General features: G+C 48.5%; 9 protein-coding genes. 7 read left to right on the top strand and 2 right to left on the bottom strand.

What is annotated here, in order from left to right; genetic code table 11:
- Positions 1–206 precede the first annotated feature (206 nt).
- The 6 genes from fadH (at position 207) to I8U18_RS04845 (ending at position 8,135) form a co-directional block, all read left to right on the top strand.
- Complete coding sequence (fadH, locus tag I8U18_RS04870) at positions 207–980, top strand: 2,4-dienoyl-CoA reductase (protein WP_198064591.1); 774 nt, start codon at positions 207–209, stop codon at positions 978–980.
- Positions 981–1,133: 153 nt separating this feature from the next.
- A complete protein-coding gene (glcT, locus tag I8U18_RS04865; protein WP_198054998.1) occupies positions 1,134–1,973 on the top strand; it encodes a glucose PTS transporter transcription antiterminator GlcT in 840 nt (279 codons plus the stop codon).
- A 206-nt stretch (positions 1,974–2,179) separates the two neighbouring features.
- Positions 2,180–4,120 (top strand): glucose-specific PTS transporter subunit IIBC, encoded by a 1,941-nt coding sequence (gene ptsG / locus I8U18_RS04860; protein ID WP_198054997.1) that lies wholly within the window; start codon positions 2,180–2,182, stop codon positions 4,118–4,120.
- Positions 4,121–4,417: 297 nt separating this feature from the next.
- On the top strand, positions 4,418–5,059 hold the full coding sequence (gene cdaS, locus I8U18_RS04855) for a sporulation-specific diadenylate cyclase CdaS (RefSeq protein ID WP_198054996.1): 642 nt from the start codon (positions 4,418–4,420) through the stop codon (positions 5,057–5,059).
- An 80-nt stretch (positions 5,060–5,139) separates the two neighbouring features.
- A complete protein-coding gene (locus I8U18_RS04850; protein WP_198054995.1) occupies positions 5,140–5,955 on the top strand; it encodes a lipoate--protein ligase family protein in 816 nt (271 codons plus the stop codon).
- A 323-nt stretch (positions 5,956–6,278) separates the two neighbouring features.
- Positions 6,279–8,135: a hypothetical protein gene (locus I8U18_RS04845; RefSeq protein WP_198054994.1), complete on the top strand. Its 1,857-nt coding sequence runs from the start codon at positions 6,279–6,281 to the stop codon at positions 8,133–8,135.
- 12 nt (positions 8,136–8,147) lie between these two features.
- Here I8U18_RS04845 and dat read toward each other — a convergent pair whose 3' ends face one another.
- Positions 8,148–8,990, bottom strand: coding sequence for a D-amino-acid transaminase (gene dat, locus I8U18_RS04840; protein ID WP_198055137.1), 843 nt, complete (start codon positions 8,988–8,990; stop codon positions 8,148–8,150).
- Between the two features lie 23 nt (positions 8,991–9,013).
- Complete coding sequence (locus I8U18_RS04835) at positions 9,014–9,196, bottom strand: hypothetical protein (RefSeq protein WP_033099163.1); 183 nt, start codon at positions 9,194–9,196, stop codon at positions 9,014–9,016.
- Positions 9,197–9,305: 109 nt separating this feature from the next.
- Here I8U18_RS04835 and I8U18_RS04830 point away from each other — a divergent pair, with 109 nt between their 5' ends.
- Complete coding sequence (locus I8U18_RS04830) at positions 9,306–12,578, top strand: vitamin B12-dependent ribonucleotide reductase (RefSeq protein WP_232336297.1); 3,273 nt, start codon at positions 9,306–9,308, stop codon at positions 12,576–12,578.
- Positions 12,579–12,677: the final 99 nt, after the last annotated feature.

The following is a 12,677-nucleotide window of genomic DNA, read 5'->3' as shown; positions in this document are numbered from 1 at the left end:
TGGCGTCCGGCTCTGGTCATTTTTTTGTCCGGTGTGATTGGTATCTGGTTTTAGCGTTGAACCCCCATCTTTCAGCCGAAAAGAAGTAAAGGATTTAAGAAGTAAAGGATTTTTTTGTTGCGAAGTTTTTATATATTTATTGACAGAATCCTATTTTAAGAGATAATTTTTTGAGGAAACACTAAAATCAAAAAAAGAGAGGGAGCATATCATTGCAAGGACAAACAGTGATTGTGACAGGCGGGTCGAGCGGCATTGGAAAAGCGATTGCCAGGCGGTTGTGCCAGGAAGGGGCCAATGTGGTCATCACCGGACGCAATGCAGATCGGCTTGAAGCGGCCAAAGCGGAATTGGAGGAATTGCCGGGCAAAGTATTTCCTTTTCAAATGGATGTCCGCGAAGTTGATCAGGTCAAGGCGATGGTTCAAAAGACGGTGGAACAGTTTGGCGGAATCGATCATCTCGTCAACAATGCGGCAGGCAATTTTGTTGTGCCGGCGGAAGATTTAACGTATAATGGTTGGCATTCGGTGATTAACATCGTTTTAAACGGAACCTGGTATTGCTCACAGGCCGTGGCCAAAGAATGGATTGAGAAAAAACGGAAAGGATCGATCCTCAATATCGTGGCCACCTATGCCTGGACAGGGGCGCCGGGTGTGGTTCATTCCGCTGCGGCCAAAGCTGGTGTACTGGCGATGAGCCGGACACTGGCCGTTGAATGGGGGGACAAATACGGCATCCGAGTCAATTGCATTGCACCCGGACCGATTGAAGAAACAGGCGGGGCGGCAAAACTGGTCGCCAATGAAAAAATGGCGAAAAAGGTCGCCAATATGGTTCCGCTGAAGCGTTATGGCCGCCCGGAGGAGATCGCGGCATTGGCGAAGTTTCTGCTGTCAGCGGAAGCGGAATATGTCAATGGCGAGTGCGTTACCATGGATGGCGGTTTATGGATGGCGAATTTTCGGTTTCTCTGATAAGTCGCCCCGTTCCGATCAGGGATGGGGCTGTTCATTTTTTGGAATCGATTTGCAGGGGACGATGTAGAAAAAACGAGTGGAATTTTGTATACTGTGATCGGTTTTGCTGTTTCTGTAAAACGAACGGGGGCAAGGAGGTTGATATTTGAGATGAACCGGACATTTACCATAAAAAAAATACTGAATAACAATGTAGTCATCGCTGAGCATCCATCCTATGGGGAAGTTGTTTTGATCGGAAAAGGAATCGGTTTCAAGAAGAAAGCAGGAGAACTGATTTCCGAGCCCGCGGTCGAAAAGTTTTTTGTATTGGAGAATAAAAAGGAGCAGGAGCAGTATCGGCAGTTGCTCTCGCAAGTGGACGAATCGCTCGTGGAACTGATGAATGATATTATTTACCATATTCAAAAGCGGTTTGATGTTCCGCTGAATGAACATATTCATGTAGCTTTGACCGATCATATCAGCTTTGCGATCAAACGCTTGGAGCAAGGGCTGGAGTTTAATAATCCTTTCCTGATCGAAACGAGAGCGCTTTATGAAAGAGAGTATGCAGTGGCAGAAGAAATTGTGGCAATGATTAATGAAAAAAAGGGGATCCAGTTGCCCGAAAGCGAAGCCGGATTTATCGCCATGCATATCCACAGTGCGCTGACACAGCGCCATCTGACGGAGATTCGTCAACATTCCGAACTCATCATGAAATTGATCCAGCTCGTCGAGGCGGTCACCGGTTTGAAAATCGATCGCAAAAGCATTTCATACATGCGGCTGATTACGCATCTTCGGTATGCGATTGAACGCACAATCCGCCAGGAAGAAATTTCTGAGCCGGATGGTTTTGCAGACATGTTGCGCAAACAATTCCCGATATGTTACAATATCGCTTGGAAAATGGCAAAAGTGATGGAACGGACACTGCAGAAACCGGTTCATCCTGCCGAAGTCAGTTATCTGACATTGCATTTGCAACGCATTATTCCCAACTGAACAGATCCTTTACCTTTCACGTGTTACTGATTCGATCAGGCATGAGTGAAAAAAGGCGAAGTGGACGTTTGATTCAAAAGGGATTTTCCTTTTGCAAACGGTTCCATTTGTCTTTTTTTGCTCATGCCTTTTTGTTCGAAGAAGAAGCATGAGTGAAAGGTTTTGGATCCTGTTGGGCATGATAAGACAGCACAGGAGGTTCAGCAATGTTCAAAAATATCTTTGGCGTCTTGCAACGAATCGGAAGAGCGTTGATGCTCCCGGTTGCGATCTTGCCGGCAGCCGGTTTGTTGCTCGCATTTGGTAACAAGTTGCATATCCCGATCCTCGAACAATCGGGACAAATTGTTTTCTCCAACCTGGCCTTAATCTTTGCGATCGGTGTTGCCATTGGTCTGGCAGAAGGAGAGGGAACAGCCGGATTGGCTGCTGTCATCGGGTATCTCGTGATGAATACCGCCCTCGGACAAATGGCTATACATTACCATGTGCAAACGATTGAGGTATTGGGGATTCCCACTTTGGAAATGGGCGTTTTCGGGGGAATCATCATCGGTATTGTTGCCGCCCTGCTGTATAAGCGCTTTTATAATATCGAACTTCCTTCTTTTCTCGGCTTCTTTGGCGGGAAACGGTTTGTTCCGATTGTGATGGCGGTTACTTCTTTCCTGTTGGGACTGATCTTTTTCTACATCTGGCCGCCGATCCAACACGGGATTGATGCCTTTTCCCATATCATTACGACGAAAAATGTTGCCTTGTCTGCCTTTATTTTCGGTTTGGTCGAGCGTTCCTTGATTCCGTTCGGTCTCCATCATATCTGGTATTCACCATTCTGGTTTGAATTCGGATCATACAATGCGCATGGACATATTGTTCATGGGGACCTCAATCGCTTCTTTGCTGGTGACCCGACGGCCGGTACGTTTATGACCGGGAAATTCCCGTTCATGATTTTCGGTCTGCCGGCAGCAGCCTTGGCGATGTATCAGGAGGCGCGGCCGGAGAAAAAGAAAGTGGTCGGCGGTATTATGCTGTCAGCTGCGCTTACCTCGTTCCTGACCGGTATTACCGAACCGATCGAGTTTTCGTTCCTGTTTGTCGCACCGGTTCTTTATGCGATTCACTGTGTTTTTGCCGGTTTGTCGTTTATGGTCATGGCGATTCTCGGAGTGAAAGCGGGCATGACATTCTCCGGTGGAATTATCGACCTGGCGATGTTCTGGGATCAAGACACCAAGCCGTGGCTGATTATTCCGGTTGGATTGGTCTTCTCCGTCATCTATTATTTCGGTTTCCGCTTCGCGATTCGTAAGTTTAACCTGAAAACACCGGGCCGCGAAGACGAAACGGAAGAGGAGAATGCCGTCGAAACCACTTCGGACGATCTGGCGGCAAACGTGTTGGAAGCCCTTGGCGGCAAAGAAAACCTGACTCATTTGGATGCATGCATTACCCGCTTGCGCCTGTCGGTCAAAGATGTCGACCAAGTGAACAAAGATCGTTTGAAACAGCTCGGCGCATCCGGCGTATTGGAAATGGGCAATAACTTGCAAGTGATCTTTGGGCCGAAATCCGATCTGATCAAAGAACAAATGAAACAGATCATGATGGGCAAAAAGGTGACTGCTGCAAAACAGGAGCCGGAAAAAGAGGCGCCGAAAACGGTGGAAACAGGTGACGCGGTGTCGGACGGCAAAGCGTTCTCCGCTCCTTTGACCGGGAAGTTGCTTCCGATTTCCGAAGTGCCTGATCAAGTGTTCTCGCAAAAAATGATGGGAGACGGATTTGCCATTGAACCGTCAGAAGGAATTGTTGTCGCTCCTGTTGACGGAGAGATTGTGAACCTCTTCCCGACGAAGCACGCAATCGGCATTCGTTCCACGACGGGGCAGGAACTGCTGATCCATGTGGGCATCGATACAGTCAACCTGGAAGGAAACGGATTTGAAACGTTTGTCAGCGAAGGAGATCAAGTGAAAAAAGGGCAAAAACTGCTCGAATTTGATCTGAGCTTCATCAAGGAAAAAGCAACTTCCACGATTACGCCTGTAGTCTTTACCAATTTGCCGGCGGGAACGACGGTAAAACTGGAGTCAGAAGAGGTTAAAGCCGGAGATTCGAACATCATTCGTTTTGAAAAATAATGGTTGATTAAAAGCCGTGCCTTGACAGGTGCGGCTTTTTTGTTCTGAGTTGTTGCGATCTTGCCGATTGCCGCTCCGCTGAGATGCAAGAACTTCATTTGACCAATACGGATATCGGGCTGATGGGACTCCTTTTCCGGACCTGTGCGATCATGCGGTTACCTTTCGATGCGGTTTAATCAAGTGGGCTGGTTGATGAGCCGGCTTGTCTTCTCTGCCATTATTTCCGGCAGGATAAAAAATTTCTCCCGTCACACATTAAAGATGAGACAGAATGTGAAGGTTGGGGTTGAGAACATGGATTCCTATTTGCAAGAATTGTCAACGGTTACAAGGGAGAAATTGCAGACCATCTTGGAGCAGATGAAGCAGGAGATCGGTCGCCTGCTGGACGAACTGGAACACAACCGCTGTTGTATCCTGAGTGATTTTTCCAGAGTAAGCGAGCAGTTTGCGAATATCCAAAAGGTGGCTTCGTCCTATTATTTTGAAACCTATTTGGCTCCATACACCTGCCGTTACCCGGCGCTGGCGATCGCTGCCCAACGCTTGTCCAAGAAGCGGCACGGAGCTTTGATTGTGGTGGAAAGGGAAGATCCGATTGAGAGCTGGATACAGGAAGGGATTCCGATTCGTGCACAATTATCGGCTCCCTTGCTGGAAACGATTTTCTATCCGGGGAATCCGCTGCATGATGGTGCAGTTGTGGTAAAAGAAGATTTTATCTTGTCTGCTGCCAATGTTTTGCCTCTTTCCCAAAAGACCTCCGGTCATAAGATGAAGATCGGCACCCGTCATCGTGCTGCATTGGGACTGACGGAAAAAACGGATGCATTTGTCCTTGTCGTGTCCGAGGAGACGGGGCGAATCTCTTTTGCCCTGGATGGAAAACTGTATCCGCTGACCCATGAGGGAATGCAGAGTCAGATGGGGCATTGATATTTTTGTTTTGCAACCGGCGGGATTTTCAATGATAATACAGGGAGAAAGGGAGTTTTGGGAAAAAGGAGTGGGTGAAAATGGAAACATGGCGCTTTCTGCCTTATCAGCGATATTCCGGTGCCGAAAACATGGCCATCGATGAAGCGGTCATGCATCTGCACAGAGAAGGAAAAGTGCCTCCCACTGTCCGTTTTTATGGTTGGAATCCTGCCACGCTGTCAATCGGGTATTTTCAAAAAGGGAGAAAAGAAATCCGGCTGGATGAATTGGAAAGACGCGGACTCGGGTTTGTCCGGCGCATGACCGGTGGCAGAGCGGTGCTGCATGATCAGGAATTAACATACAGTGTCATCATTTCGGAAGACCATCCGCTCATGCCGAAAACGGTGAGTGAGTCGTATCGGGTGATCAGTCAGGGATTGTTGCAAGGATTTCGCCGATTGGGATTAAACGCCCGTCTGTCCCCGCCGGTGCGCACGCACAAAGACCACTTGTCGGCGGCATGTTTTGATTCGCCTTCCGATTATGAGCTGGTAATCGAGGGGAAAAAAGCGGCAGGGAGTGCACAGATCCGTCAACGCGGTGTTATTTTGCAACATGGCTCCATCTTGTTGGATTTTGATGAAGAAACCTTATTTGCTGTTTTGGAATTTCCTTCTGAGCGGGTCAGGGAACGGCTGAAAGCGGCATTTTGTGAAAAAGCGGTTGCCATTAACCGGCTGCGGACACAACCGGTCACAATCGATGAAGTGATCACCGCCTTTTATGAAGGATTTCAGGAAGGGATGAACGTAAAGTTGGAGCAAGGGAGTCTCATCGATGAAGAGATCGAATTGGTACATTCTCTCGTCAGGGAGCGGTATGGCACAGAAGCGTGGAATTTGCGCCGCTGATGGGGGAACGACAGGAGACCGGGCCGGTTGCGGGTTTGGCTTGACTGTGTTTTATTAAATATGGATTGATTTATACAGACTTAGCGTTTAATATAGGGAACGTAGGGTATTTTCTGAATTTTTAAGAGTCCTATTTTATTGGGAAGGGGCATTTTATCAACAAATCGTCTTTAGGTGTTAAATATTATATAAATATCTAATTATAATTGATTTATTTAAATCGCACTTGATTTTTCAAGCGCTTATGATAGCATAATTTGTTGTGATGATATTATTTTCTTTTTATTTTATACTTATTCCATATAAGGTTAGGGGAAACGCCGTTGAAACAAGAACTACACACGAGGCGTCGTTATTATGAGAGGTTTCAGGTAGAAGATGTAATCAATTTCTTTTCCGGACAGCTTCTGCAGGCGAAATCTCCCGATGGGGCGCAAGTCTTTCTTCAGTCGATCAAAGTAACCCGCCGTCCTTTGCCTTCCGGGTACAAGGATGTTTTTCGCAGGATGCAGCACCCCCATCTGGCCCCGATTTTAGACGTGATGGAAGAAGATGAACAACTCATTTTAGTCCATCCTCCTTTTTCAGGAGACCCCTTGCCTTTAATTGTGAACAAAGAACGGGCAATGGATCCGGAAGCAGCTGTTCGCGTCGTTAGCAAATGCTTGAAAACATTGCGCGATTTGGATCGTTTACCGGTTTCGCTCAGCGCTACCCTTGATCCGAAGAATATTTTGTTGAATGGTCAGAAACCGCTGATCTTGTTTTATTATATGAAAGAGCCGGGAAAAAGCGGTCATGATGAAAAATGGCGCGAATTGCTCTTTTACCTCCTGACGGGACATGCACCAATGGGGGGGCTGAAGCAATCTGAACGTCAACTGGAAGCGAAAAAAATTCCGCCGAAAATTGTCAAGCTTGCCATGTTTGCCCTGGATCGAAAGAATGGGCTGGAAGATTTTTCGGTTCAGGTTGAGCGCCATGTAAATTCGGCTGAAGGCAGCCATTTGAGCCGAAGGGCAAGAAGAAGCCGAAAGAAAAAAGTGGTGACGACGGTTGTAGTTGCTGCAGCAGCGCTGGTGCTGGTCTCACTGACGGTGACGAAGTGGTACGCCGGCTACAGCGATGCGAAGGACAGCACGCTGGCGAATATGTTTGCTCCGATCACCCAGGACGATAAACAAAATGGAGCGGGGAATGGCCAACTGTTCCAGTCGATTACTTTCAATGATCAAAATAACTCTTTTAAGTACCCGTATCCGATCAAACCGAACAGTGCCATTCAGGGTTCATTTATTCTCAATCAGCTCAACGGGTTTACAGGTTATTTGGAAACCCCCGACAAATCCGATATTTTGGGGCTCGCCGTAGATAAAGAAGGGAAAATCAAGTTATATGACATCATGAAAGGACAGTATATTCCGATCGGCGATTCCGGTGACCAGTACCGCGTTGAGGCTGGCAAAAAATATAATTTTGAACTTTATTATTTCCCTAATGAACCGATTCGCCTTTCGATTGAAGAAGAAGGAAAATCGAAAAAATGGATGGCTGTTGGCGTGACCCGGCTGAGCGGGGATTATACGCTTCACTTCCGCGGTGGCAACGGGGTCAAGTTCTTTTATCCGGATGTGAACCAAGTGACAAATCAGAACATGTTTGAACAGATGTGGATGAACCAACAGCCCTGGCGAATCGATTTTGGCCAGGCACTTCTGGATGTGGATTCGCAAGGCCGCAACCAGCTGGGGGTTTATCCGCTGTCGCAAGTACGGTTGGATGCATCCGCTTCTTCTTCGTTCCTGTTTGTTCCGCCGCAGGAGAAAGGTTCGTACAGTGTGGAAATCGAAGCCGTGGATAACAGTCACTTCCGTCTCGTCTGGGACAAGAAGACGAACAAATTCGCTCTCTATAAAATCGGTGATCAGCCGCAAAAGGTTGCAGAGCAGGAAGTGCCCTGGAAGTCCATTGAGGATGGAGAACCACTCCAAGTTTCAATCACGTCCAACTTTAATCAATTGTCGGTAAACTTGACTTATGATTCTAATTCGGTTGCGTTGACCTATACGAATGATACACCCGTCATGATCAAGGATATTACTTTGCGGGATGCTGAAGGATTCCGGTTGGTCGAAAATAAAACAGAGCAGCAAGACGAAAAAGGAGACCGTGAAAGTTAACGGTCTCCTTTTTCATTGGCAAACGCGTTCAATCTCTTTTTCAAATGCTTTCTGCAACTGGCGGGTGATTGGTCCGGGTTTGCCATTTCCGACTGCTTTTCCGTCAATTTGCACAATCGGGCAAACTTCCATGGTCGTACTGGTCAAAAATACTTCATCCGCTTCGGCCAGATGTGACGGGGAGAATGGTTCAAGCTTTACAGATATACCCAAATCCTCCGCTAATTGTAAAGTGATCTTCCGGGTGATACCATGTAAAATAAAGTGGTTGGCGGGATGCGTCCACAAGGTTTGCCCTTTTACCATAAAGATGTTGGTGGAACTGCCCTCCGTGACCGTGCCATTACGGACGAGAATCGCTTCTTTTGCGCCATGATCAACCGCTTTTTGCTTAGCCAATACGGCTCCCAGCAGGTTGAGGCTTTTAATGTCACAGCGCAACCAGCGGATGTCTTCATCGGTAATGGCAGTGACACCGTTTTGCAAAGCGGTGAGCGGGCGGCTGTCCGGTTGTGTGTACCCGATGATCAGAGGTTTGGCATCTGAGGGAAAGGCGTGGGAGCGTGGAGAGGTTCCGCGGCTGAGTTGCAGATAGAGGTTTCCTTCCTCCAGTTGATTTTCGCGTGCCAGATCCAGCAGTTTCTGCGCGAGGGTTTCCACCGGATAGGGAAGGGAGAGACGAATCGCATCGGCGCTTTTTTGGAAACGTTCAAGATGCTCATTTAAGTAGAAAGGTATTCCGTGGTAGACGCGAATCACTTCGTAAATTCCGTCTCCAAACTGATATGCACGGTCTTCGATGTCGATATTCGCTTCTTCACGTTTGATCAGGCGGTCATCATAGAGAATGATCATTTGATTCATCCTTTCTTCCTATATTAAATATAGTTTGCCTGAAGTGAATGAAAACAACAAGTCTTGTTTTTTTTCTGTGAAAGTGTTGCAGAGCGGGTCAGTGGTGCAACATTTTTGCCCGATTTTGCTTCACTTTCATCCCCTGGTGCGCCGAAAAAGACATGAGATGCCTTCAGGAAAAAGGATGCTTCTTCTCCGATCGCCAATGGATCTTCCCAAAAATAACACTTGTATCAACATATAGTAGTGTTATACTGTTATTATCTCTATATATAGTATTTCTGACACATACTTATGCACCGGAGGAATGGCTTCATGAAGATACAGCGCTTTTTTACCCAACCTGGACAAGACCCGTTTGAAACAGTCCGCTATACAAAAAGGGATTGCCGCATTACCAATCCGGACGGTTCCGTCGTCTTTGAGATGACAGGGGCAGAGGTTCCCGAAGATTGGTCTCAAGTGGCGTCGGATATTTTAATCTCCAAATACTTCCGTAAAGCGGGGGTTCCACAATACGATGAAGCCGGGAACCCGCTTATGGATGATAACGGACAGCCCGTGACGGGGGCGGAAACGAGCGTCAAACAGGTGATCCACCGTCTGGCCGGTTGCTGGAAAGCATGGGGAGAAGAAAACGGATACTTTGATAGTAAAGAGGACGCCGAGGCGTTTTATGATGAATTGGTGTACATGCTCCTTCATCAGATGGCGGCTCCGAACTCTCCGCAATGGTTTAACACCGGACTTCATTTTGCCTATGGGATTACGGGCAAATCGCAGGGGCACTATTACGTCGATCCGAAAACGGAAGAAGTGAAAAAATCAAACAGCGCTTATGAACGGCCGCAGCCCCACGCTTGTTTTATTTTGTCAGTGGAAGACGATCTGGTAAATGAAAACGGCATTATGGATTTGTGGGTGAGAGAAGCCCGTCTGTTCAAATACGGGAGCGGAACGGGCAGCAACTTTTCCCTGATCCGCGGGAAGGGGGAATCGCTTTCCGGCGGTGGAACTTCGTCGGGGCTCCTTTCCTTCCTCAAGATCGGTGATCGGGCGGCAGGAGCAATCAAATCAGGAGGAACGACCCGCCGGGCGGCCAAAATGGTCTGCCTTGATCTGGATCACCCGGACATCGAGGAATTTATCAATTGGAAATCGGTTGAAGAGAAAAAAGTGAGGGCGCTGATTGCTGCCGGTTATGATCCGTCATTTAACGGCGAAGCATATGAAACCGTATCGGGTCAGAATTCCAACAACTCTGTGCGGGTTCCGCATTCTTTCTTTAAAAAATTGCAGGAAGGCGGAGACTGGGAACTGAAATACCGCACGACCGGCGAAGTCTGCAAACGGCTGCCCGCAAAGGAGCTGTGGCGGCAGATCGGAGAAGCTGCATGGGAATGTGCTGATCCCGGTGTGCAATATGACGGAACCATCAATGAATGGCATACTGTTCCCGCAGGAATGGACGGGAAACTGGGAGCACGGCATAACCGGATTAACGCCTCCAATCCGTGTTCTGAATACATGTTTCTAGATAATACGGCTTGCAACTTGGCCTCCCTCAACCTGGCGAAGTTTTTCGATGCGGAAACTTGCCATTTTGATATCGCAGCTTTCCGCCATGCCTGCCGTCTGTGGACAATGGTTCTGGAAATCTCGGTATTGATGGCGCAATATCCTTCAAAAGAGATTGCCGAGTTGTCCTATCAGTACCGGACACTGGGATTGGGGTATGCCAACATCGGAACGTTGCTGATGCTGTCGGGCATCCCTTATGACTCTGATGAAGCGCTGGCCATCACGGGGGCGATTACGGCGATCATGACCGGAACCGCCTATGCCACATCGGCAGAAATGGCGAAAGAACTGGGCCCGTTCAAGGCTTTTCCCATCAATCGCGAACATATGCTGCGCGTGATCCGCAATCATCGCCGGGCGGCATATGGGGCGCCGGAAGAGGAATATGAAGGTTTGCAAATCAAGCCCATGGGCATCAATCCGGATCATTGCCCCGATTTTCTGTTGAAAGCTGCGCGCGCGGCCTGGGATGAAGCGCTGGAGCTGGGAGAGAAATACGGTTACCGCAATGCGCAGACAACATTGCTCGCCCCGACGGGAACGATCGGTTTGCTGATGGATTGCGATACAACGGGGATCGAACCCGATTTCGCCCTGGTCAAATTTAAAAAGCTGGCTGGCGGGGGATATTTCAAGATCGCCAACCAGTCGATCCGTCCGGCTTTGCAAAATCTCGGTTACAGCAAAGAAGAGCAGGATGCCATTTTGCGATATGTGACCGGTACACTGTCGCTTTCCGGTGCTCCGCATATCAACCGGGACAGCCTGAAAGAAAAAGGGTTTAACGATGAAGACCTCGCAAAAATCGAAGCTGTGCTACCGACTGTATTTGAGTTGCCTTTTGCTTTCAACCGCCACACGCTCGGAGATGAATGTCTGAAACGGCTCGGGTTTACCGAGGAGCAGTATGCCAAAGCCGATTTCGATGTGCTTCGCAGTCTCGGATTCAGCCAAAAGCAGATTGATGAAGCGAACGATGTCATTTGCGGGATGATGACGATTGAAGGGGCACCTCATCTACGGGAAGAACATTATCCGGTCTTCGATACGGCAAATCCATGCGGAAAACACGGCACCCGCTTTATCCACTACATGGGGCATCTGCGGATGATGGCAGCCGCCCAGCCGTTTTTGAGCGGGGCGATTTCCAAAACGATCAACATGCCCCATGAAGCGACGGTTGAAGATATTTTGCATGCTTATGAACAAGGATGGAAGCTGGGCCTTAAAGCCGTTGCCCTGTACCGGGACGGTTCCAAGAGTTCGCAGCCGCTAAACAGTCGCGGAGATAAAAAAGAAGAGGATGAAAAAAATGAGGTGAAACCGTCCGCGGCAGAAACGGGGCAAACGCTGAAAGAAGTGGTTGCCACCGGGCATGTGCCCAGCATCCGCCGCCGCCTTCCGCGCAAACGGGAAGGATTTACCCAGGAAGCGAGAATTTCCGGACAAAAAATCTTTGTCCGCACCGGTGAATATGAAGACGGATCGCTGGGTGAAATCTTCATCGATATGCACAAGGCGGGGAGCACGATGCGCGGAATGCTGGATGCTTTTGCCGTGGCCGTATCGCTTGGTCTGCAGCATGGCGTTCCGCTGGAGAAATATGTGAATTCCCTTACTTTCACCCGTTTTGAACCGGCGGGGATCGTGGAGCATCCAAATATCAAAATGGCGACGTCTGTCATTGATTATGTGTTCCGGTTGCTCGGAATGGAATATCTGGGGAGAACCGATTTCGTTCAGGTACCGCCGGCAAAAGAAGAGCTTCGATATTATGCGAACAAGGATAAGAAAAAGAATGCAGAGAAGGAGCCGGATGGCGGCGGACAGCACACCAGCCGGGAGAATAACAGCCACAGCCATGAGGCTGCTTTATCCACCGGCAATCTCGATGCGATCCGTGCCAGCAGCGGGGCACCACTTTGCATCGAGTGCGGCGGGATGACAAAGCGAAACGGTTCCTGTTATGTGTGTCTCGATTGCGGCTCCACCACCGGCTGCTCTTGATTCCCATGAAAAGCACCCTTTTGCCGGGGTGCTTTTTTTCGGTTTTCGTCCCGGTCTATTGACTTTGCCAATCCTTTCCCTTCATGATTGAATAAGGGC

The organism is Thermoactinomyces sp. CICC 10522 (assembly GCF_016055075.1).
Classification (GTDB): Bacteria; Bacillota; Bacilli; order Thermoactinomycetales; family Thermoactinomycetaceae; genus Thermoactinomyces_A; species Thermoactinomyces_A daqus.
The sequence above is the reverse complement of the archived record's forward strand: the minus strand, read 5'-3'. Positions and strand labels throughout refer to the sequence as shown.